23 protein-coding genes and 1 tRNA gene are annotated in these 23,165 nt (G+C 45.8%); 20 read left to right on the top strand and 4 right to left on the bottom strand.

What is annotated here, in order from left to right:
* The first annotated feature begins 8 nt into the window (after positions 1 to 8).
* The 14 genes from ACEW8S_RS09525 to ACEW8S_RS09460 all read left to right on the top strand — a co-directional run bounded on the left by ACEW8S_RS09525 (position 9) and on the right by ACEW8S_RS09460 (position 16,156).
* Positions 9 to 368: an FtsL-like putative cell division protein gene (locus tag ACEW8S_RS09525; protein WP_373517917.1), complete on the top strand. Its 360-nt coding sequence runs from the start codon at positions 9 to 11 to the stop codon at positions 366 to 368.
* On the top strand, positions 368 to 2,374 hold the full coding sequence (locus ACEW8S_RS09520) for a penicillin-binding protein (protein ID WP_373517916.1): 2,007 nt from the start codon (positions 368 to 370) through the stop codon (positions 2,372 to 2,374). Before ACEW8S_RS09525 ends, ACEW8S_RS09520 begins: the two co-directional genes overlap by 1 nt.
* Positions 2,371 to 3,834 carry a UDP-N-acetylmuramoyl-L-alanyl-D-glutamate--2,6-diaminopimelate ligase gene (locus ACEW8S_RS09515; protein WP_373517915.1) on the top strand — a complete coding sequence of 488 codons (1,464 nt, stop codon included), beginning with the start codon at positions 2,371 to 2,373 and terminating at the stop codon, positions 3,832 to 3,834. Before ACEW8S_RS09520 ends, ACEW8S_RS09515 begins: the two co-directional genes overlap by 4 nt.
* Positions 3,835 to 3,964: 130 nt before the next feature.
* Positions 3,965 to 5,188, top strand: a complete 1,224-nt coding sequence (gene mraY, locus ACEW8S_RS09510; protein ID WP_373517914.1) for a phospho-N-acetylmuramoyl-pentapeptide-transferase — start codon at positions 3,965 to 3,967, stop codon at positions 5,186 to 5,188.
* 20 nt (positions 5,189 to 5,208) lie between these two features.
* On the top strand, positions 5,209 to 6,603 hold the full coding sequence (gene murD / locus ACEW8S_RS09505; RefSeq protein WP_373517913.1) for a UDP-N-acetylmuramoyl-L-alanine--D-glutamate ligase: 1,395 nt from the start codon (positions 5,209 to 5,211) through the stop codon (positions 6,601 to 6,603).
* A 95-nt stretch (positions 6,604 to 6,698) separates the two neighbouring features.
* Entirely contained in the window at positions 6,699 to 7,904 is a 1,206-nt protein-coding gene (locus ACEW8S_RS09500; RefSeq protein ID WP_373517912.1) for an FtsW/RodA/SpoVE family cell cycle protein, read from the top strand.
* Positions 7,891 to 8,982 (top strand): undecaprenyldiphospho-muramoylpentapeptide beta-N-acetylglucosaminyltransferase, encoded by a 1,092-nt coding sequence (murG, locus tag ACEW8S_RS09495; protein WP_373517911.1) that lies wholly within the window; start codon positions 7,891 to 7,893, stop codon positions 8,980 to 8,982. The genes ACEW8S_RS09500 and murG overlap by 14 nt, the downstream gene beginning before the upstream one ends.
* Positions 8,983 to 9,092: 110 nt before the next feature.
* The gene (murC, locus tag ACEW8S_RS09490; RefSeq protein WP_373517910.1) at positions 9,093 to 10,445 is read left to right on the top strand and encodes a UDP-N-acetylmuramate--L-alanine ligase; all 1,353 of its coding nucleotides are present in this window, start codon (positions 9,093 to 9,095) and stop codon (positions 10,443 to 10,445) included.
* Positions 10,435 to 11,154 carry a cell division protein FtsQ/DivIB gene (locus ACEW8S_RS09485; protein ID WP_373517909.1) on the top strand — a complete coding sequence of 240 codons (720 nt, stop codon included), beginning with the start codon at positions 10,435 to 10,437 and terminating at the stop codon, positions 11,152 to 11,154. Before murC ends, ACEW8S_RS09485 begins: the two co-directional genes overlap by 11 nt.
* Before the next feature lie 3 nt (positions 11,155 to 11,157).
* A complete protein-coding gene (gene ftsA / locus ACEW8S_RS09480; RefSeq protein ID WP_373517908.1) occupies positions 11,158 to 12,495 on the top strand; it encodes a cell division protein FtsA in 1,338 nt (445 codons plus the stop codon).
* A gap of 37 nt (positions 12,496 to 12,532) precedes the next feature.
* The gene (gene ftsZ / locus ACEW8S_RS09475) at positions 12,533 to 14,515 is read left to right on the top strand and encodes a cell division protein FtsZ (protein WP_373517907.1); all 1,983 of its coding nucleotides are present in this window, start codon (positions 12,533 to 12,535) and stop codon (positions 14,513 to 14,515) included.
* A gap of 124 nt (positions 14,516 to 14,639) precedes the next feature.
* Complete coding sequence (locus ACEW8S_RS09470) at positions 14,640 to 15,089, top strand: GatB/YqeY domain-containing protein (protein WP_373517906.1); 450 nt, start codon at positions 14,640 to 14,642, stop codon at positions 15,087 to 15,089.
* An 89-nt stretch (positions 15,090 to 15,178) separates the two neighbouring features.
* A tRNA-Arg gene (locus ACEW8S_RS09465) sits at positions 15,179 to 15,252 on the top strand.
* 280 nt (positions 15,253 to 15,532) lie between these two features.
* Complete coding sequence (locus ACEW8S_RS09460) at positions 15,533 to 16,156, top strand: HPP family protein (RefSeq protein WP_373517905.1); 624 nt, start codon at positions 15,533 to 15,535, stop codon at positions 16,154 to 16,156.
* A gap of 5 nt (positions 16,157 to 16,161) precedes the next feature.
* Here the strand turns inward: ACEW8S_RS09460 and ACEW8S_RS09455 are convergent, their stop codons facing one another.
* Positions 16,162 to 16,533: a PepSY-like domain-containing protein gene (locus tag ACEW8S_RS09455; protein ID WP_373517904.1), complete on the bottom strand. Its 372-nt coding sequence runs from the start codon at positions 16,531 to 16,533 to the stop codon at positions 16,162 to 16,164.
* 88 nt (positions 16,534 to 16,621) lie between these two features.
* On the opposite strand from ACEW8S_RS09455, the gene ACEW8S_RS09450 reads away from it, so the two are divergent.
* From ACEW8S_RS09450 to ACEW8S_RS09425, 6 genes are all read left to right on the top strand, one after another.
* Positions 16,622 to 17,299, top strand: coding sequence for a response regulator transcription factor (locus ACEW8S_RS09450; RefSeq protein WP_373517903.1), 678 nt, complete (start codon positions 16,622 to 16,624; stop codon positions 17,297 to 17,299).
* Positions 17,300 to 17,436: 137 nt separating this feature from the next.
* Entirely contained in the window at positions 17,437 to 18,708 is a 1,272-nt protein-coding gene (locus ACEW8S_RS09445; protein ID WP_373517902.1) for a sensor histidine kinase, read from the top strand.
* A gap of 88 nt (positions 18,709 to 18,796) precedes the next feature.
* Positions 18,797 to 19,654 (top strand): SdiA-regulated domain-containing protein, encoded by an 858-nt coding sequence (locus ACEW8S_RS09440; protein ID WP_373517901.1) that lies wholly within the window; start codon positions 18,797 to 18,799, stop codon positions 19,652 to 19,654.
* Between the two features lie 2 nt (positions 19,655 to 19,656).
* Positions 19,657 to 20,382, top strand: a complete 726-nt coding sequence (locus ACEW8S_RS09435) for a TVP38/TMEM64 family protein (RefSeq protein ID WP_373517900.1) — start codon at positions 19,657 to 19,659, stop codon at positions 20,380 to 20,382.
* A gap of 65 nt (positions 20,383 to 20,447) precedes the next feature.
* A complete protein-coding gene (locus tag ACEW8S_RS09430; protein ID WP_373517899.1) occupies positions 20,448 to 21,188 on the top strand; it encodes a hypothetical protein in 741 nt (246 codons plus the stop codon).
* A gap of 24 nt (positions 21,189 to 21,212) precedes the next feature.
* Positions 21,213 to 21,377: a hypothetical protein gene (locus ACEW8S_RS09425; RefSeq protein WP_373517898.1), complete on the top strand. Its 165-nt coding sequence runs from the start codon at positions 21,213 to 21,215 to the stop codon at positions 21,375 to 21,377.
* Between the two features lie 200 nt (positions 21,378 to 21,577).
* Here ACEW8S_RS09425 and ACEW8S_RS09420 read toward each other — a convergent pair whose 3' ends face one another.
* The 3 genes from ACEW8S_RS09420 to ACEW8S_RS09410 form a co-directional block, all read right to left on the bottom strand.
* Entirely contained in the window at positions 21,578 to 22,423 is an 846-nt protein-coding gene (locus ACEW8S_RS09420; RefSeq protein WP_373517897.1) for a universal stress protein, read from the bottom strand.
* A gap of 113 nt (positions 22,424 to 22,536) precedes the next feature.
* Complete coding sequence (locus ACEW8S_RS09415; protein WP_373517896.1) at positions 22,537 to 22,665, bottom strand: hypothetical protein; 129 nt, start codon at positions 22,663 to 22,665, stop codon at positions 22,537 to 22,539.
* The gene (locus ACEW8S_RS09410; protein ID WP_373517895.1) at positions 22,662 to 23,081 is read right to left on the bottom strand and encodes a GreA/GreB family elongation factor; all 420 of its coding nucleotides are present in this window, start codon (positions 23,079 to 23,081) and stop codon (positions 22,662 to 22,664) included. The genes ACEW8S_RS09415 and ACEW8S_RS09410 overlap by 4 nt, the downstream gene beginning before the upstream one ends.
* Between the last annotated feature and the right edge of the window lie 84 nt (positions 23,082 to 23,165).

Below are 23,165 nucleotides of genomic sequence, written 5' to 3'. Positions count from 1 at the left end.
AATAATTAATGAAAACCGGACTACTAAACATACTAAAAGGAACATTCCTCATCAGCGGTGACGCGCCCAAAAACTGGTTGTTTATCATATTCACATCCTTTTTGGCGACCGTAATGATCGGTAGTTCGCACAGTGCCGATAAGAAAGTCCATCAGATTGCCGCCTTGAACGAAGAAGTAAAAGAGTTGCGCAGCGAGTTCGTCGATGTACGTAGTGACATGCAGCAGTTAAAGCTGGAATCAACGGTAATGCATATCGTAGAAAGAAATGGCCTGTACCCATCGGAGGTACCGCCGAAACAGATAAAAGTAAAATCCCAAACCAATTCAAAATCCCAAACCGATCTAAACCCCCAAATCAGAGAATAATGCCTACTAATGATAAAAATATTATGACCCGATTGTATGTCGTAACGGCATTCATGTTTTTGTTCGCCTTTGCCGTACTGTTCAAATTGGTGAACATACAGGTGGTACAAGGGGACAAGTACAAAGACTTGGCCATGAAGCGCACCGAGAAGATGTTCACGATTGCCCCGAACCGCGGTAACCTCTATTCCGATGATGGCAGCCTTTTGGCTACTTCGGTATCGCGATACACCATCCGCTTTGATGCGGTTACGGTCAGTGATGCGGATTTTAAAAAGTATATCGTGCCCTTGTCGGACGCCCTTTCGGATATGTTGGGCAGTTCTTCTTCCCATTACCAACAGGTGTTGCGCAAGGCGAAGGCCAATAAGAACCGGTATGCGCTGATCGCAAGAAACCTTGATTATTCGGAGTATATGGCCGTAAAGGATTTTCCGCTTTTCAACAAAGGGCCTTATAAAGGCGGACTGATCATCGAGCAAAAAACGGTGCGCGAACATCCCTTGGGAAAGATTGCCGAACGTAGCGTGGGCTATGAAAACGTTGATGACAACGGCTACTATTCCGGCGTAGGCCTTGAAAGGGCATTTGGTCCTTATTTAAGGGGGATTGAAGGGAAACGCCTAAAACAAAAAATCGCCAAGGGCCAATGGAAACCTATCGGATGGGATAACATCGTGGAGCCAAAGGATGGTTACGATCTGGTTTCCACTATCGATATCAATATACAGGATATCGCACATCACGCCCTATTGGGCCAGCTCGAAAAGTACAAGGCCGACCACGGTTGTGTCATCGTCATGGAAACAGGGACCGGGGAGGTAAAGGCCATCTCCAACTTGGGCCAGACCAAAGACGGTACGTATTACGAACGTCTGAATTATGCCATCGGCGAGTCGCATGAGCCGGGTTCCACATTCAAATTGATGTCTCTGGTGGCTGCACTTGAAGATAAGGTCGTCGATACCAGCACCGTTATCGACACCGAAAAGGGACGCTGGCGTATTTATGATCGGACCGTGAAGGATTCGAAATGGGGCGGGTATGGTAAGATTTCTTTGGCCAGGGCCTTTGAAGTGTCTTCGAATACCGCTTTTGCGAAAATGGTGCACAATAATTATAAGGATGACCCTGAAAAATACGTCAACCGTTTGATGAAAATGAACCTGCACCGACAACTAGATCTGCCAATCAAAGGGGAAGGACAGCCGGTGATACGTTTTCCAGGGGATAAAGGCTGGTCCGGAATTTCGTTGGCTTGGATGTCCTACGGATATGAGGTGTCCCTTACCCCCTTGCAAACACTGACCTTTTACAATGCCATTGCCAACGATGGTGAAATGGTCAAGCCTAGACTTATTAAGGAAGTTAGGGAGTGGGACCAAACCATCGAAAAATTCGATAAGGAAGTGATCAGTGCCTCCATCTGTTCCAAGGAAACCGCTGCCATTGCGCAAGACCTGCTAAAAAAGGTGGTGGAAGACGAACACGGTACGGGCCATAAACTGTATTCCCCCAATTTTTCGATGGCCGGTAAAACAGGTACGGCACAAAAGAATTATGCATCGCAAGATCCTGACAAGCTAAAATATATTTCAACGTTCGCCGGTTATTTTCCTGCGGATGCCCCTAAGTATTCCTGTATCGTTGTCATCCATGAGCCGGATAAAAGCGTGGGCTATTACGGCGCCGATGTATCCGGACCGGTATTTAAGTCCATCGCCCAAAAGGTATATGCCACTTCCCCTTTGATCGATGAGGTCGATATGGACAAGATGAAGATTGAAGCGTTGGAAACATCCTATCAAAAATACTATGCCGAGGTGCAGAAAGAGTACAACAAAGTACCCAACGTACAGGGAATGAGCGGTATGGACGCTATATCCATATTAGAAAACCTGGGAATTCAAGTCGAGGTAAAAGGCAACGGAAAAGTAAAAAAACAATCCATTGCACACGGAACCGACATCAAAAACGTACAGAGTATAACCCTCGAACTATCGTGAAGCTATTAAAGGACATATTATATGGAGTAGCCCTATCCGCGGTAAACGGTTCGACCGATATTTTGGTGAACGCCGTTTGTTTCGATTCCAGAAAAGTGGGCATGGACGATGTGTTCGTTGCCATAAAAGGTACCCTTACTGATGGCCATCGGTATATCGCAAAAGCGATCGATACCGGAGCCAAGGCCATAGTCTGCGAAACGCTTCCGGAACAGATCGTCAACGGGGTGACCTACGTCACGGTCAAGGATGGTAATACCGCCTTGGCCGTGATGGCATCCAATTTCTATGACATTCCCTCCAAAAATTTAAAGCTGGTAGGGGTAACGGGCACCAACGGAAAGACGACCGTTAGCAGCTTGCTATACCAACTGTTCAAAAAAGCGGGATACAAAGTGGGCCTATTATCCACTATAAAAATTTTGGTCGATGAAACCGAATACAAAACCACCCATACCACCCCCGATGCGCTGACCATCAACCAACATCTTTCGTTGATGAACGGAGCCGGGGTGGAATTTTGTTTTATGGAAGTCAGCTCGCACGGCATCCATCAGAAAAGAACCAAGGGACTGGTCTTTGCCGGCGCGATTTTCACGAATCTTTCGCACGACCATCTCGACTATCATAAGACCTTCGCCGACTACAGGGACACTAAAAAAATATTGTTCGACGAATTGCCCAAAAAGGCGTTCGCCCTGACCAATATCGACGATAAGAACGGTCCGGTAATGTTGCAGAACACCAAGGCCAAACCATATACCTATGCGCTACGAACCTACGCAGACTATCGCGGAAAGGTTCTGGAAAACCAATTCAGCGGGCAATTGTTGAAGATCAACGGCCATGAACTTTGGTCTAGATTGATCGGTAATTTCAACGCCTACAACCTTTTGGCCATATATGCCACCGCCGATCTTTTAGGGCTGGAACAATTAGAAATCCTGCGCCTTTTGAGCGAACTCGAAACGGTCGACGGGCGCTTTCAATATTTTATATCCGACAAAAAAATAACGGCTATTGTCGATTATGCCCATACCCCCGATGCGCTAAAGAACGTGCTGGAAACCATTGGAAGTTTAAGGACCGGAAATGAAAATGTTATCACCGTAGTGGGCTGTGGCGGCGATAGGGATACCACGAAGCGTCCCGTTATGGGGCATATCGCCTCCGAGATGAGCAACAAGGCGATTTTTACCTCGGACAATCCGAGAACGGAATCCCCCACCGCAATCATTGAAGCCATGGAAGCAGGGGTAGAGCCGCAGAATGTAAAGAAAATCCTGTCGATAGAAAATCGGAAACAGGCCATCAAGACCGCCTGCCAATTGGCAGTCGCCAACGACATCATCTTGGTAGCCGGCAAAGGCCATGAAACCTATCAGGAGACTAACGGGACCCGTGTTGATTTTGATGATTTTAAGATAGTAAAGGAGCTCTTGAAGGATTTGAACAAATGAGGGCGCAGGGCCATGAAATTTTCAGCCAGTACTCCATGGATAGAAGTAGACCCTTATAATGAAGAAAGTACGAGGTTCGAAAGTGAATCCAAAGGCAAAATAATTAGTAATAAACAACCAATACCTTCAGATGCTGTATTATCTCTTCGAATATTTGGAAAAAGAATACCAGTTGCCCGGGGCGAGCCTGTTTCAGTTCACCACGTTCCGTGCGGCCATGGCCATTCTGTTTTCATTGTTGATAGCTACGGCATACGGTAAGCGCATTATTGTATTCCTGCAAAAAAAACAGATCGGCGAAAGCATTCGTGACCTGGGGCTTGACGGCCAAAAACAAAAGGCCGGTACCCCGACCATGGGCGGGTTGATCATTATCATGGCCACATTGATTCCCGTATTGCTTTTCGCACGGTGGTTGGACAATGTTTATATCATCTTGCTGATTATAACTACCATTTGGATGGGCCTTATCGGTTTTGCGGACGACTACATCAAAATATTCAAAAAAAACAAACAGGGTCTCAAGGGCAGGTTCAAGATAATGGGCCAGATCGTATTGGGTCTCGCGGTCGGGGCCACGCTCTATTTTCATCCAGAGGTTACTATGAAAGAAGAGGGTACGACCATAATTACCGAACAAAATGAGATACAGAAGGTCGAGGGCATTGAAATTAAATCGACGCGAACGACGGTACCGCTGCTCAAGAACAACGAGCTTGATTATGCCGAATTTATCGGTTGGGCAGGCGAGAACGCAAAAAAATATGCCTGGTTGATATTCATTCCCATTGTCATATTGATTGTCACCGCTGTCTCGAACGGGGCGAACCTGACCGATGGTATTGACGGGCTCGCGGCCGGCACTTCGGCCATTATCGTATTTACGCTGGGTATTTTCGCATTTGTTTCCGGTAATGTCATTTTTTCGGACTATTTGGATGTCATGTACATTCCGAACTCCGGCGAGCTAGTGGTCTTCATAACGGCCTTTGTGGGTGCCCTTGTAGGCTTTCTGTGGTACAATACCTTTCCCGCACAGGTCTTTATGGGCGACACGGGCAGTTTGACCATTGGCGGGATTATCGCTGTAATTGCAATCATTATTCGAAAGGAGCTCTTGATTCCCGTGCTTTGCGGCATTTTTTTCGCCGAATCGCTTTCCGTCATTTTTCAAGTGGGCTACTTCAAATATACCCGCCGAAAGTTCGGTGAGGGCAAACGTATTTTTCTCATGTCGCCGTTGCACCATCATTATCAGGTGAAGGGCTATCACGAAAGTAAGATTGTTACCCGTTTTTGGATCGTAGGGATATTCTTGGCCATTATTACCGTGGTGACGCTGAAAGTGAGGTAAGATACAAAGGTAAAGTTGGGATGAAGAAGGATAAGAATAAAGGGAGGAACGATTTCTCTAAGGATGGGTTGCAAGCGAACGGCAGAAGGCTCGTGATTTTAGGTGCGGGAGAAAGCGGCATCGGCACGGCCATCCTCGGAAAACAAAAGGGATATGATGTATTCGTTTCCGACCGTGGAAGGATTAAGGATAGGTACAGAGAAGTTCTTGAACATTTTAATATGGATTGGGAAGCTGAAAAACATACGGAAGCGAAGATCCTGAATGCCGATCTGGTGATGAAGAGTCCCGGTATACCCGATTCCGTTCCCCTGGTAAAGGCCTTACGGGAAAAGGGGATTCCCGTAATCTCCGAAATCGAGTTCGCATCGCGGTACACCGATGCCACGATTATCGGCATCACGGGAAGCAATGGTAAGACCACGACGACAATGCTCACGCACCATTTGCTAAAGCATGGCGGATTGAAAGTGGGAATGGCCGGTAACATCGGCGATAGTTTCGCCAAAATGGTGGCCGAAAACGACCCTGATTACTACGTTTTGGAAATCAGCAGTTTTCAGTTGGACGGGATAACGGATTTCAGACCGCATATCGCCATTTTGACGAACATTACTCCGGACCATCTGGACAGGTACGATTATAAGTTCGAGAACTATATCGCCTCGAAGTTCCGTATCGCCGAAAACCAGACCGAAGACGATTTTCTTATTTACGATGCCGATGATCCGGTCATCGTAGATTGGCTCAAGGCACATCCGATCAAATCAAAATTGCTTCCCTTTTCCATCGAGCGAGCGGTGGGGGAAGGAGCGGATCTACTAAACAACAACATACGAATACAAACCAAAAACGAGACACTAGAAATGACGACTGAAGCACTGACACTGGAAGGAAAACACAACCTAAAGAACACTATGGCGGGCATGACCGCCGCAAAATTGGTAGGCATTCGAAAAAAGAGCCTTCACGAAAGTATCGAAAGGTTCGAGGGCGCTCCCCATCGCTTGGAAAAGGTGTTGAAAATACACCATGTACAATACATCAACGATTCAAAGGCGACCAATGTCAACTCCGTCTTTTATGCCTTGGATAGCATAAAGACCCCGATAGTTTGGATCGTAGGCGGCGAGGATAAGGGCAACGACTATAAGCCATTGATGAGCATGGTACGCGAAAAGGTAAAAGCCATCGTATGCTTGGGTATGGACAATGAAACGATCAAAGACGTTTTTGGAAACGTAGTAGATCTGCTGGTCGAGACCTACGCCATGTCCGAGGCCGTCAAGGTGGCCTATAAAATTGCAGAACGCGGTGACACCGTATTGTTATCGCCAGCATGCGCCAGTTTTGACCTGTTCGAAAATTACGAAGATCGGGGCGACCAGTTTAAGGAGGCGATCAAGAATTTATAGGCATTTCGGCAGCGACGCAATGCTTAGCGTCTCCCTCGCCTATAAAATGAATGGTAGCGGTTAAATTAGTAACAATCAGTATTAAATAATTCAGGTTGACAGGAATATTCCAAAATATAAAAGGAGACAAGGCCATTTGGGCCGTTGTAACACTATTGGGGCTGTTCTCGTTCTTGCCGATCTACAGCGCCAGTAGCAATCTGGTGTACGTGGTCGGTAACGGTACGACCTTCGGCTATTTGGTCAAGCACGCGCTGTTATTGGTACTCGGTTTTGGCATCATTTATGGCGTTCACAGTATTCCGGCGCGATTCTTTAAGGGACTTTCCATCATCGCCATGCCGATAGTTCTGGTGCTTTTGGGGTTCACTTTGGCGCAGGGTACCACCATCGAAGGGGCGAATGCCAGCCGTTGGATCAGTGTACCGCTGGTAGGTATTTCGTTCCAGACCTCCAATTTGGCCGCCGTGGTCTTGATGATCTATGTCGCGCGCTATCTGACCAAAATAAAGGATGTGACGGTCACCTTTAAGGAAAGCATCCTACCGTTATGGACGCCGGTTTTTTTGGTCATTGCCCTGATATTGCCGGCCAACTTCTCGACGGCCGGGATTATCTTTTCCATGGTGCTGCTGCTTTGTTTTTTAGGGGGATATCCCACCAAATACCTATTGGGGATTGTCGGAACCGGAGTATTGGCACTCACCCTGTTCATTTTGACGGCCAAGGCATTTCCCGGGATGTTCCCGAACCGTGTCGATACTTGGTCGAGCCGTATCGAAAGCTTCGCCGATGATCGTGACACCGAGGCGGACTATCAGATAGAAAGGGCCAAGATCGCCATTGCCACGGGAGGGGTTATGGGCAAGGGCGCCGGAAAAAGCATACAGAAGAACTTTCTTCCACAAAGCTCGTCCGATTTCATCTATGCGATCATTGTGGAGGAGTATGGACTTGTAGGTGGTTTCGCACTGATGTTCTTTTACCTGCTGTTCCTGTTCAGAATCGTTATAGTCGCACACGCAAGCACCTCAATATTCGGAAAATTGGTCGCCCTGGGAGTCGGATTGCCCATCGTATTTCAGGCCTTGCTGAACATGGCCGTGGCGGTAGAACTGTTTCCGGTGACCGGTCAGACCCTGCCCTTAATCAGTAGTGGTGGCACCAGTAGCTGGATGACCTGTTTGGCCATCGGAATCATTCTAAGTGTTAGCGTTAAAAATAGCGAGCGAACAGTTTCGGGGTCGAAGGTAAAGATCGATGAAAACAACCCTTTAGACGTGTTGAGTGGGCAACTATAGGTTCATATTATCCGGTGGAGGTACCGGCGGGCATATCTATCCTGCCATAGCCATTGCCGATGAGTTGAAAAGAAGGCATCCCGATGCGGAGTTTTTGTTCGTAGGAGCGCAGGACCGTATGGAAATGGAAAAAGTACCCCAAGCGGGATACCAAATAGAAGGATTATGGATTACCGGGTTACAGCGGAAACTGACCCTGAAAAATTTGATGTTTCCCTTTAAATTGATAAGTAGTTTGCTAAAAGCGGGAAAAATATTAAAGAAGTTCAGGCCCGATGCCGTAATCGGTACCGGAGGCTTTGCCAGTGGGCCCACTTTAAGGGTCGCATCGGGCAGGGGCATTCCCTGCGTGCTGCAAGAGCAAAATTCCTATGCCGGAATTACCAACAAATTATTAAAGGATAAGGTCGACAAAATCTGTGTGGCCTATGATACTATGGACAGGTTTTTTCCTGCGGATAAAATCGTAAAGACCGGAAACCCCGTTCGTGGGGATCTGGTAGAAAATTTTAAGGATAAGTCCGAGGCCCTCTATCACTTCGGGTTGGATACCCAAAAATCCACCTTGCTGATTTTAGGGGGCAGCCTCGGCGCAAGGCGCATCAACCAATTGATCGCCAAAAATTTGGACTTGTTCAAAAAACTGGATATCCAGTTGATTTGGCAATGTGGCAAATTATACATCGGAGAATATAAAAAATACGCCTCCGAAACGGTAAAGGTCCTCGATTTTGTAAATAGGATGGATTATGCCTATAGTGCTGCGGATACTATTATTTCAAGGGCAGGGGCAGGCTCGGTTTCCGAATTGTGCATCGTAGGAAAACCCGTACTCTTCATTCCCTCGCCAAACGTTGCAGAGGATCACCAGACCAAAAATGCGCAGGCGTTGGTAGCTGAAAACGCCGCCCTAATAATCAAGGAGACGGATTTGGAAGGGCAGTTTGAAACGATCTTTACGGATTTACATAAAAACAAGGACAAACAAAAGGCATTAGCCGCCAACATCAAAAAGCTGGCCCTGCCCAACGCCACAAGTGATATCGTGGACGAAATTTTGAAATTGGTTAATAAATGAACAGTAGCGGTAGGCAATTGCGGTTGGAAGTAAAAGAAATTTAACTATTTGCAAATGAAATCATTTAAAAATTACATAATTCATAATTCATAACCTTTTAAGCTTGACACATGAACCTAAAAACCCTAATTAACGTCTATTTCATCGGCATCGGAGGCATCGGTATGTCCGCCTTAGCACGTTATTTCAGGTTTATAGGGAAAAGCGTAGCTGGGTACGATAAGACCGAAACACCGCTGACCCGAGAACTGAAAGATTTGGGTATAGACGTTCATTACGAAGACGACATACATCTGGTTCCAGAAGAATTTTACGACACGACTAACACCTTGGTTGTGTATACCCCGGCAGTTCCAGCGGAACATTCCGAATACCAATATTTTTTGAACCGGGATTTCGAATTGAAAAAACGCTCGGAAGTACTAGGCCTGATTACAAGGGATACTTTCTGCTTTGCGGTCGCCGGCACACATGGAAAAACGACCACATCCTGTATTTTGGCCCATTTGTTAAAGGAAACCGATACGCCGTTTACCGCATTTTTAGGAGGTATATCCGAAGATTTCAACAGTAATTTCGTCTTTGAGGGTACGGAATACTCCATAGTCGAGGCCGATGAGTTCGACCGCTCCTTTTTGCGGTTATTTCCCGATGTGGCCTGCGTGACCTCCATGGATGCCGACCATTTGGATATCTATGGGGACGAAAGTGAGCTGAAAAAGTCCTTCAAGGAATTTACGGAACGGATAAAACCCGGAGGTAAACTATTCGTAAGAAAGGGACTTCCGCTAAATGGTATCACCTACGGCATCGAAGACGGATCGGATTATTGCCTTGAAAACATCCGAATCGAAGACGGCAGTTATATTTTTGATTTGGTAACGCCAGAAACAAGACTATCCGAAGTTAAATTCAACAAGCCCGGAAGGCATAACCTGCTCAACGGATTGGTAGCATTCGCCATGGCAACGCAGACCGGGAAGCCAGCTAAGGATTTGGCCGAAGCTTTGGAAACCTTCAAAGGCGTACAACGACGGTTTTCCTACAAAATCAAACGGGATACTTTCATTTTTATCGATGACTATGCCCATCATCCTACGGAAATCAATGCGGTCTATGAGGCGATATCCGAAATGCATCCCGGGAAAGAAATATTGGTCGTCTTTCAACCGCATCTATACTCCAGGACGAGGGATTTTGCCGATGACTTCGCTAAAAGCCTATCGCAATTCGATAGCATCCTTTTACTGGATATCTATCCCGCGAGGGAAAAACCGATGGCAGGCATCACCTCTGAATGGCTGTTGGAAAAGATAGACCGTCCGAAGAAAAAAGTAATCGGGAAATCCAAATTAATAAAGGAGATAAAAAAGCAAAATCCCGAAATACTGGTCACCCTGGGTGCCGGCGACATCGGGCTTGAAATACAAAAATTAACAGAAGAACTTGAACATGCAGAATAAGTGGAACTATATAAAAATAATGGTCTTAGGGGCAGTAATTACAGGTCTTTACGCCTTTTCGAACGATAGAAGCGAACATAAGATCGTAGACGGAATCGACATCGAATTCGTCGGTGACCAGAATGTATACCTCACCCAGGGAGCGGTTAATAAATTGTTGATACAAAAATTCGGTAGCCTTGAAAATGTGCCCAAAGAAAAATTAGCTTTGAACACTATCGAAAAAACCATTGAGGCCAATAAAATGGTAAAATATGCCCAAGTCTTTCTTTCCGTTAACGGCAAACTTGCGTCGAAAATCGTTCAGCGCAAGCCCATCGGACGTGTAGAGGGGGAATCGAAATTCTATCTCGACGAAGACGGAAAGCGCATGCCGTTGTCATCGAGCCACTCGGCGCGCGTACCCATTATCACAGGTAAGATTACGGGCGAAAGTCTTGAAGATGCCTATGAAATTTTGAACTACATCAATGCCGATGAATTTCTTCGGAAAAATGTGATAGGGATTCACGTCATGGCCGAAGGAAGGTATCAGCTGCGTTTTCGCACCGAGCAGTTCACGGTGAACCTGGGAGGCGTCGAGAATTTACGGGAAAAGTTCAACAAGTTCAAGGCATTTTACGCCAAGGCCGATAAAGACGATACCTTGGATAACTATGATATCGTAAGCCTGGAGTTTAACAATCAAGTAGTGTGCACCAAAATTTAAGGTATGAAAATAGGTAATTATTCGGTAGGATTGGATATAGGAACGACCAAGATCGTGGCCATTATCGGCAAGGAGAACGAGTACGGCAAAATCGAGGTGCTGGGCATCGGGCAGTCCAAAAGTTTGGGAGTGCACCGGGGTGTGGTGAACAATATCACCCAGACCATTAAATCGATTCAACAGGCGGTAGAGCAGGCGGAGGACAACTCTGGTCTTGAGATCGGGTCCGTCGTGGTGGGTATCGCGGGCCAGCATATCCGCAGCCTGCACCATAGCGACTATATTACCCGGGCCGATTCCGAAGAGGTGATCAACGAAGAAGATCTTGATAAGCTCTGCAATCAGGTGTACAAACTAGTGATGCTTCCCGGCGAGGAAATCATACACGTGCTTCCGCAGGAATACAAGGTAGACGGACAGGCAGAGATCAAAGAGCCCATAGGTATGTATGGCGGTCGTTTGGAAGCTAATTTTCATGTGGTCGTGGGTCAGGTGTCCTCTATCAAAAACGTGGGTCGCTGCATCAAGAGTGCCGGTTTGGAACTGGGCAACATTACGTTGGAGCCTCTAGCATCTTCGGATGCCGTTTTGAGCAAGGAAGAAAAGGAAGCCGGTGTAGCCTTGATCGATATAGGTGGTGGAACGACAGATCTGGCCATTTTTAAGGATGGCATTATCCGTCATACTGCGGTGATACCGTTCGGTGGGGGTGTGATTACGGAGGATATTAAAGAAGGATGTTCCATCATCGAAAAACAGGCCGAACTGCTGAAAATAAAATTCGGATCGGCATGGCCTGGCGAAAATAAGGATAATGAAATCGTTTCCATTCCCGGTCTGCGGGGCAGGGAACCTAAGGAAATCACGCTTAAAAACCTCTCGAAGATCATCCATGCACGCGTTGTGGAGATTGTCGAACAGGTGTATACCGAAATCAAGACTTACGGACACGAAGAACAGAAAAAGAAACTGATCGCCGGTATCGTATTGACCGGTGGTGGAAGCCAATTGAAACACTTAAAGCAATTGGTGGAATATATTACGGGAATGGATACCCGAATTGGCTACCCCAACGAACATTTGGCGGGAGATTCCGATGCCGAAATTGCCAGTCCGCTTTACGCGACCGCCGTCGGCCTATTGATGAACGCCGTTTCCAACGGAAGTAAGGTCAAGAAGGCCGAAAACCAAGAAGCGGAAAAGCCGGAGGAGGCGTTGGTCATGGCCGGGCATGAAGAAGAGGAAGAAATGGCCCATCAGGGCAAGCGCAAAAAGGAAAGATTATCCGTTTTCGACAAATGGTCCGAAAAGCTGAAGGATTTTTTGGATAATGCGGAATAGAGTTACATTATAAAATTAACCAGTAATAAAAAATACTATGAACAACATGGAATTTGACGGAATAGCCTTTGATCTCCCCAAAAATCAAAGTAACGTAATAAAAGTAATCGGCGTAGGCGGTGGGGGCAGCAATGCCATTAACCACATGTTTCAGTCGGGCATCAACGGGGTGGATTTTGTCATCTGCAACACCGATTCCCAAGCACTGAACAACAGCCCCGTACCGAACAAGATACAACTTGGCGTTTCACTGACCGAGGGATTGGGGGCTGGTGCCAATCCGGAAGTAGGGGAACAGGCCGCTTTGGAGAGTATGGAAGAGATCAAACAGATGCTCGCCCGTACCACCAAAATGATCTTTATCACCGCCGGTATGGGCGGTGGAACGGGTACCGGTGCGGCTCCCGTTATCGCCAAACAAGCTAAGGAACTTGATGTGCTTACCGTGGGCATCGTAACCATGCCCTTTGAGTTCGAGGGCAAAATGCGCTGCGAACAGGCCCGTATCGGTATCGAAAAACTACGTGCAAACGTAGATTCATTGATCGTCATCAATAACAACAAGCTTCGGGAAGTCTATGGAAACTTAGGTTTCAAGGCCGGTTTTTCAAAAGCTGATGAAGTGCTCTCTACAGCCGCAAGAGGCATCGCAGAGGTAATTACGCACCACTACACACAGAATATAGACCTTCGCGATGCCAAGACGGTATTGTCCAACAGTGGTACCGCCATAATGGGCTCCGCCACGGCCACCGGCTCCATGCGCGCCAGTGAGGCCATCACCAAAGCCTTGGATTCCCCGCTCTTGAACGATAATAAGATAACCGGGGCCAAGAATGTATTATTGCTGATCGTGTCGGGCGGACAGGAAATTACAATCGACGAGATCGGCGAAATCAACGACTACATACAAGTTGAAGCCGGTCATGGTGCAAATATTATAATGGGTGTCGGCGAGGATGAGGATTTGGGAGAAGCTATTGCGGTAACCGTAATCGCCACGGGCTTTGACGTAGATCAGCAGAATGAAATCGTCAATACCGAGGCGAAAAAAATTATCCATACCCTTGAAGACGAGCAAAAGGCCCATCGCGACCTTTCGGAAAGAAAGAACATCGTACATACGTTGGCGGAACCCGAAAATGTAAGACCGAAGGTTATCAAGCATACTTTGGTCGATGATGTCGAAGAGCCCGGTATGGATCTGGTGCCTACCTCGAACTATATCAAGAACTTCAATGTATTCTATGAAGAGATAGTCGAAGAAGTCGCCCAAATAAGCGATAGCGATGATGATTTTATAATCATAGATTCCAAAGATGCCTTGCACGACATGGTAGTGGTCGATCCCGTGACCGTGGCCTACGAGCGCTTGAAGGAAGAGCAGATGGCCATGAGTTTCGATATGCCCTTGGCCGGGACCCAAGAAGATAAGGAAGAGGAGGAACAAGATAACGTCATCACCTTCAGCCTTGACGATGATGTAAAGGATATCGAGGTGAAAAATCCGGTAGAAGTCATCACAGTGCTCGAGTACAATAAAAAAGGCGAGACTCGATACAGTCTGGATGACTATATGGACTTGGAAAATAAACTGACCGGCGCAAAACCGAAATCTTTCCAAAACAAACCGGAAGTAGTCGAAGAAGAAATGCAGATCGAAAGAAAACCGGTCGTTGAAGCTAAGCTTCCCGAACAGAGACCCGTCGCCAATACCAGCGAGCCAAAACAGGAATCGTTTAGTGCCGTTAATCCCATGGACAGCCCCATTGACGCATTATTGAAGGAGCGCGCCGACGAGCGACGTAGAAAATTGAAAGATTTCAATTATAAGTTCCAGAACAGCGTAAGCAGTATCGATGAAATCGAAAAGGAGCCTGCCTACAAGAGACAGGGTATTGATTTGAGCACAGGCCCAATGCAAGATATCAAGGTTTCGCGCACCACGCTTGGCGAAGATAGCAACGATGAGATACAGTTGCGTTCGAACAATTCGTTCTTACACGATAACGTAGATTAACCGTTTTACCCCTAACACTTTACTAACTCAAACCCTAACCCGGAAAAATCTAATTTTTTCGGGTTTTTTGCATTTGATATAAGGGGATATTCTCTATATTCGCAGTCCGAAAAATAGTTTGGTAATGAGCTTACAGCAGGAAGTAATGGAACAATTGAAGGTCGCTATGAAGGCCAAGGATAAAGTTGCCATGGAATCTTTGCGTGCCATTAAGTCCGCTTTGTTGTTGGCACGGACCGAGACAGGTTCGGGTGCTGAAATGACGGAAGAAGACGAAGTGAAACTAGTCCAAAAACTGGTCAAACAAAGAAAGGATAGTGCGGCAATTTTCAAGGAGCAGGGCAGAGACGATCTCGCCGGGCCCGAACTGGCGCAAGTTGCCGTTATCGAGCAGTTTTTGCCCGCACAGCTTTCTGAGGAAGACATCGAAAAAGTAGTCGTGCAGACCATCGACGCCACGGGCGCGTCTGGAATGCAGGATATGGGCAAGGTAATGGGGATGGTCTCCAAGAAATTGGCAGGCCAAGCTGATGGAAAGACAATTTCGACCATCGTGAAAAGGAAATTATCTTGAAGATCGATCTATAGAGCGATTGGTCATTGGTTAAAACGGTTAATTTGTTTTACTGCCAACTGCCATTGTCACTGACTACAAACATAAATGGCCGCGTGGCGCAACTGAATAGCGCATCAGATTTCGGCTCTGAGGGTTGGGGGTTTGAATCCCTCCGCGGTCACAAAGGGTCTTGCTCTGCAAGACCCATTTTTATTTTCGCTTACACAGAACAGGTCTACCAAAGGTTTCAGGCCATGGAAACTTATTGATCGGGAAGAGTTGGTTACCAGACCCGAGTCAAGAGCAAGAGAGATGTTTTTCAAATCTGGTGCTGGTAGAGCGTTTCTTAAAAATAGGCTGTGCAATTACTAAGAAAGCAGAGATTTCTATTCCTCCAGTCCCATTAATATAATTAAACCGATATTTTTGCCCCTTGAAAGTAAACTTAATTGGAATTATAAGTGGACGCTACAGGAAAGCAAAAAAGGAAAAGAATCGGCCAAAGAATCAAAAGGAATGCAAGAATTTCAAAATATGTAATCTACAAGGAGACACTTATAGATTTTAAGGAACAGTTCTGGTCTTTTACAGGAGCATTATTTGGAATTGGACTAATAGCCCTGATTCAATCTTCCTATTTGCCTGAGTTGGAAAACATACTTCTAACTGGTTCATTTGGCGCGGCAAGTGTGCTCATTTTTGGATCAATACAAAGTCCGTTTGCTCAACCGCGTAATTTTATAGGCGGACAAATAGTTTCGGCAATTATCGGTGTATCGATTTTTAAATTTTTCCCCGACATCATTTGGATTACCGCACCGCTTGCAGTAGCTACTTCGATTATTGTGATGCAGTTTACTAAAACATTACATCCCCCAGGCGGGGCAACGGCCCTTATTGCGGTTATTGGAACCGAAAAAATAAAATCTTTGGGCTATTTGTATGTCCTTTCACCTGTTTTGTCCGGTACGCTGATATTATTTGTCATTGCGCTGATTTTCAATAATATGACAAAACACAGAAAGTATCCAACAAACAGTAGGTTGACTAGAGTTTTCAAGAGTAAAGGACTGAAAAGAAAATGAAAAATCTAGTCGTTCATTTCGTTCAATACTTTTCCATCGGTATCAAAAAGTACCTTTTTATCATCGTCCCCACTTTTTTCAAGTTCTACTTCGTAAGTAGCGACACCATTTTCTTCGATCATATCGATGCCATCGATAGTATATCCTTCATAAGTATAGGAAATGGCGGAATGAATGGCCTGGGGCAGATCGCTGTCCGAAATTTCCTTTTCCATTTTCGCGGTGTTGCCATCTGAGGCGTACCAGATTTCGTGGTCTTCACGATCGATTTCGAACTCCACTTTATAACTCTCGCCTTCCATTTCCCATTCTACATCTTCTGCATTGGGGTAGGTCTGTTCAAACGACGTTCGCATATCAGCGGGTACTTCGCTCACGTTCACGTTCTAAAAGTAAAACCGATGGCGACGGGTTACCATTTCTTTCTAGATTTCCGTTATATTGTTGCTATAAATAGGAAGCCCCATGAAAATCCTGATTATCGAAGACGAGCCCCAGATGTTGGACAATATGCGCCAGACCTTGGAGCGCGAGCATTATAAAGTGGAAGCGGCATCGGACTTCAGAACGGCCAGCGCTAAAATTGGGGTTTATGATTACGATTGCGTGCTGTTGGACATTACCTTGCCCGATGGAAACGGATTGGAACTGCTAAAGCAACTCAAAAAATTGGGCAAGGAAGACGGGGTCATCATCGTCTCGGCCAAAGATTCGCTTGACGACCGTATAAAGGGCCTTGATCTTGGTGCGGACGATTACCTGCCCAAACCCTTTCACATGGCCGAACTCAATGCACGGGTAAAAGCGGTGCTGCGCCGGCGGAATTTTCAAGGTTCGACCCAGATCGAAGTGGGCAATATGAGTATATCCCCCGAAAATAGAAGTATTCAAATTTCCGCAAAGGACCTTGTTCTGAACCGAAAGGAATTTGATATTCTTATGTATCTCGTGACCAATAAAACAAGATTGGTTACCAAGACCGCTTTGGCAGAACACGTTTGGGGCGACCATATCGATCAATCCGACACTTTCGATTTTATCTATTCACAGATCAAAAACCTACGAAAAAAATTGGATGATGCCCAAGCGACTGTCGAAATCGAGGCCGTTTATGGAGTAGGTTATAAGTTAGTGGTCGTTTAAGGGGGGTAAATGTCATCCTGAGCGCAGTCCAAGGGCTACAACGCTAGAAAGTTCAAGTTAAAGTATCGAGTTCAGAATCAAAAAAGTAATTTTCTAACATCTAACATCTAACATCTAACATCTAACATCTCACCTCCTTGAAACTCCTTAACCATACCACCAAATATTTCGCACTTCTACTTATCGTGCTGATTACAGTATGGGCGGTCATTTTTTATTTTGCCATGCTCGATGAGATATATGATAGTTTAGACGATGGCCTAGAAAACCAAAAGGAACTGATTGTTCAAGCGACCCAAAACGATAGTACGCTGCTGAGCGATACCGATTTCGGGGTCAATAATTATACGATAAAAAAAACACCAAAACGGGCCTATGTCAAAGACAGCTATCGCGACACCCTGATGTATATGCAGAACGAAGGGGAATATGAGCCTGTTCGTATTTTGGAGAGCTCTTTTGAGCGCAACGGTTCACATTATAAAATTAACTTGATTACGTCAATGGTCGAGGAAGACGATCAGATCGAGAATCTCGTCATCTACTTACTAGGGCTGTATCTTGTGCTGATCGCGAGTATCGTGCTGCTCAACAATCTTGTTCTTAAAAGGGTATGGAAGCCCTTTTACGATCTTATCGGTAAGTTGAAAGATTTCCGTATCGAACGTGACGAACCCATAAAGACCGGGCCGACCACCATCAATGAATTTGAATTGCTCAATCAAAGCGTCGAAAGGTTGACCGAGAAATCAAAACAAAGCTATGTCGCTCAAAAGGAATTTATTGAAAATGCGGCCCACGAATTGCAGACCCCTTTGGCCATCTGCATTAACAAGCTCGAGTTGCTGCTCGAAAAGAACGAAATGAAAGAAGACCAGTCACAAGAGGTGGGCGCGATACTTGATACCCTTGGGCGTTTGACCCGATTGAACAAATCGCTGCTGTTGCTTTCCAAAATCGACAACAGCCAATATGTGAATGAGGAACTCATAGATTTTGGCGCACTTTCAAAAAGAGTTGTGTCCGATTTCGAGGATTTTTCAGCACATCGCGACATCGCTATCCAACTAATTCGGGCAGCTATTTTGCAATATCCAATGAATCGTGACCTGGCCACGGTATTGATATCCAACCTCATCAAAAACGCCGTCATTCATGGTACCGCTGGTAAAAGCGTAGCTATTGAAATCTCGGTTGATCGTATCGTGGTACAGAACTTCGGCACCGAGACCGGACTTGATGGCGACCAGCTCTTCAAGAGATTTAAGAACATCGGTTCCGACATGCGTTCCACGGGTTTGGGCCTTGCCATTGCAAAGGCCGTTTGTGATAGATATAACCTGCAGATGAATTACTATTTTGACTATAGGCATGTTTTCGAAATCCGGTTTCCGATGCATAGCCCTTAAATGTACACCCTAATTTTCAAATTCCAAATTCTTTACAGATTCATAGCTGACTTTAGCAGAATACTAGCGTAGCGTAAACAAAATACCGATGAACAAAATGAAATTATGGACAATATTGGGCCTTGGCCTTGGATTTATTTTGATAATCGTACTATTTACCGATATGGCGCCCGAAAGAAATCAGGGCGGGCTTTCGTTTACCGTATCCCAACGTTGGAATCTTCCATCCGAGCTCGATGAAATCTCAGGTATTGTCTATTTGGAAAATGGTAAAATAGCTGCCGTGCAAGACGAGGATGGTATTATTTTCATCTACGACCTGAACGAAAAGAAGGTTGACAGGGAAATAGCGTTCGGAGACAAGGGCGATTACGAAGGGCTTGCCGTTAACAAAGCGGATGCCTACGTACTGCGAAGCGACGGCACTATAATCGAGATCAAGAATTTCGAGAATGCCGATAGAACGGTAAACACCTACCGAACCCCATTTTCGGGTAAAAACAACGTAGAGGCCTTAGAACTGGATGTCGAAAGAAATAGTCTTTTGATAAGTCCGAAGGATATGGATTTAGGTTCCGATAGGTACAAGGGCGTGTATGGGTTTTCTTTGGAAACCAAGAAAATAGAGAGCGAGCCGCTCTTCAAATTGGATATGGGCGATAAGGCCTTAAAAAGGTTCAGGGAAAACGACCTAGCTAAAACCTTCCGGCCGTCCGACTTGGCTATCCATCCGAAGACCAAAGAAATCTACATGCTAGAAGGTTCCAAGCCTAAACTGCTTATTTTGGATGCCGACGGAAATGTCAAAAACGCATACGGTCTCGATAAGAAAATGTTTCCTCAACCCGAAGGCATTACGTTCGACAACGAGGGAAGTTTGTACATCGCCAGTGAAGCGAAAAAGGGAGGCAATGGTACGATTACCCAGCTTAAACTGAAGGAATAGGAATGGGCACATCAAGAAACGGGAACTCTTCCGTCAAAAAAAGCTCCGTCAAAAAAAGCAAGGCTCCCTTGTTCATTTCGATAGGATTGATAGCAGCTCTCCTTGTCGCTTATTTTTTAGTTCCGCAAGTCGAGACCTTTATCAACGAGGCTTGGAACGTATTGACCAGCGACGATGAGGAACGGATACAATCATGGGTCGGCGGTTTCGGGTGGTTCGGCCCGGTGTTGTTGATTCTTGCCATGATCGTTCAGATGTTTCTTTTAGTCATACCTACCATTCTATTGATGGTCGTGGCAGTTTTGGCCTACGGTCCGGTCTGGGGTAGTACGATCGTCTTCGCTTCCGTCTTTGCCGCATCTTCGGTCGGATATCTTATCGGTAGCTATTTTGGGGATGCCATTGTCACGCGGGTCATCGGCCAAAAATCGGAGAAAAAAGTAGAGAAATTTTTAGATGATTATGGCTTCTGGGCCATTATCGTAACCCGAATCAATCCTTTTTTATCCAACGATGCCATCAGCTTTGTCGGTGGACTGCTGCGCATGGGCTACTGGAAATTCATCGGTGCCACATTGGTGGGTATAGCGCCGCTTACTCTTTTTATTGCCATCATGGGAAAAAGTACGGAAAGTCTGAAAACGGGATTGCTGTGGGGATCTTTGGCGAGCTTGCTCGCTTTTGGAGTTTATGTGTGGTGGGATAAGGGGAGAAAATACTCAAAGTAAAGTACGACGGCTACGCTGCTTTGCTTACTTTCGCTGTTTGTTTTGCATCTATTTTTCCATAGCGAATGTCCAATATCCCTTCATCTTCAAAATCAAAAATTTTCAGTCCGGCCAACATTTTGCTGCTGGCCGGTATTTTGTGTATTGCCATTAATTTACGCCCGGCTCTGGCCGCCGTAGGCCCCTTGGTAAATGACATTCGGCAAGCTACGGGACTTTCAAATTCGATGCTCGGTCTGTTGACCACCTTGCCATTGATCGCTTTTGGAGTCGTTTCTACCTTGACCCCGTTGTTCACGGGCCGTTTTGGCATTGGCGGCACCTTGGCCGGGGCGATGCTATTACTGGCCGCCGGTATCGGTATTCGTTCGGCGGGCGGGACAGTCATGCTTTATTTCGGAACACTTCTTTTCGGCATTGCTATCGCGTTTGGCAATGTTTTGTTGCCGGGTCTAACGAAACGGAATTTTTCCTCGAATTCAGGGTTTGTAACGAGCCTCTATTCGAGCGTAATGGCCTTGGGCGCCTCCTTAGCGGCGGGCATCAGCGTTCCCTTGGCCCAATACCTATGGATTGGGTTGTCAGGTCTCCCTGGTGGTTTGGGCCCTATTGGCCTTGATCGCGTTTTTCGTGTGGCTGCCGCAATTGCCCCGTTTAAAAAAAGCGGAGGAGAAACGCAGTTTTTTGAAGGCAATGAAGTCTTTGGGCCGGTCCGGTCTGGCATGGAAGATCGCTCTTTTCATGGGGCTGCAATCCATGGTATTCTACGTGGTGCTGGCTTGGCTTCCCGCCATACCGCAGAGTAGGGGCTTTGAGGCCGAATTTTCGGGATGGCGCAATCGGTAGGCTATATCGTAGCGGCTACCGGACCCATTATTTTCGGGAGTATTTTTGACCTTACGGGAAATTGGACGTATTCGCTGATGCTGCTTATCGCCATTGCCGCATTGAAATTATATATGGGGTTGGGGGCCGGAAGCCCGGGCAAAGTGTAAGCCTCTCCATTCAATCTCACATTTGTACATTATGTTCTTTTGTCGGTAGCACACTTAGCGATATCGATTATCGGTCGATGCTAAAAATCGATGAACACAAACGAAAGAAATTCGAACAAAACCATTAGCTAAACGCCGTATGCAACACAACGGGGTACATTGTGCGCTATCAAAAAGTTGTCAAAAGTTTAACAATCCCTTCACCCATGTAGCGCCAGTACCGGAACATCCTTAAAATAACCCAACTTGCCCAAGGAAGGGGTACCGAAACCCAATTTTTCCCAAAAGGATGGTTTCTCGTCGATATAACTGACCATATTGCTATGTCGTATCTCGACGAAACAACTCAACGCGGCGGACATATTAACATCGTGCAGCACGTTGAAACTAAGGTCTACGGCCTTAAAGTATTTTTGTAAACGTATCTTGTTATTTTTTTGTTGCGATGTAAGTGTACCGTTATCCGCTAAGCTAAGCACCTGTATACTGGCCCCCGTCATTTTTGCGATCTCCGCTAAATATTTGACTTCTGAAGTCCTGAAATCGGTATTGAAATTTGTTGCCAGCACAATTTCTTCCGGCCGGTTAAAAATTGCGTTTTTGGGTACCATCAGAACGGGACATTTTCGCACGTTTTCGATTACGGCCAAAGTATTTTTTCCATATTTGCCCTCTTGCCTATGTTTCATTCCCTTGGCGCCCAGAATAATCATATCGATCTGCATATTTTCTACGATATTTTTGACCGCATCAATAAATACAGAGGAGCGTGAGAGCACATGAAACCGATGGTTCGGATTTTCTTTGGCGAAAGTAAGCCGGTTCAAAATATCGCCCAGGCCTTCTTTTGAACGATTTTCGGATAGTTTGTTGAACGCCTCGTCGGGATCCAAGCGGTTTATATTGTTCAGGCCATGGGAATCTTTAACGTATGTATTCAGAATGTAGAAATCACAATCCTGTTCGGCATGTAGTTTTAGGGCGTAGACTATGGCATTCCAAGAGTTTTTTGAAAAATCGGTAGGCAATAACAACTTTTTTCCCATGACATTGAATTTTAGAGGTTTTCGTGTTTTCTATGTTCTATTCTTTCTCTTAGTTCCATTTTCACCTTGTGACAAATTGGAGAATTTTTGACAGAATGTTCGATTTAATGTTCCTATATTTTTTGAGATGGTCGATATAAACGTTCCAGATCATCGGCCCAGTTAATGACCTCGGCCCTATCTTTTTTCACCATGATCTTACTGTCGGGCTCATGGCCATAAAATAATTTTGTAGCGCTCATAATACCATATTTGCGTTGATGTGTAAGTTCTCTTGTTCTACCTTTTCAATCGTCAGCTGCTGTTCGCCGCTCGGGAATTCCCAAGTTATCGTATCCCCCTCGGCATACCCCATAACGGCCGCCCCCATTGGCGTAAGAATGGATATCTTATCGTTTTTCACATCGCTAGCCGTGGGTAAGACCAACCTGAATTTTTTATGCCATCCGTTTTTCGAAACGATAGTGCTGGTGCTGTTGAACCGAATGACATCTTTTGGCATATCGGCATCGTCGCATATCTGTGCGGAGTCCAGTTCCCCCAATAAGGTTTTGACCGATTTGCGCAGGGTGTGGTCCTTGTGATATCCCGAAAGGTTCATGTACCGTTTTAGCAGCACGTATTCCCTTTTTTCTATGAGAAGATTTCCGTATTTCATTTTTAAATTTTTATGGAAAATACCACGCTTTACATACGTTCACGAAAGTCGGGCAGATACATCGACCCTACCTACGGCAGGCAG

Origin of the sequence: Pricia sp. (assembly GCF_041745955.1) — a bacterium.
Lineage (GTDB): Bacteria > Bacteroidota > Bacteroidia > Flavobacteriales > Flavobacteriaceae > Pricia.
The sequence above is the reverse complement of the archived record's forward strand: the minus strand, read 5'-3'. Positions and strand labels throughout refer to the sequence as shown.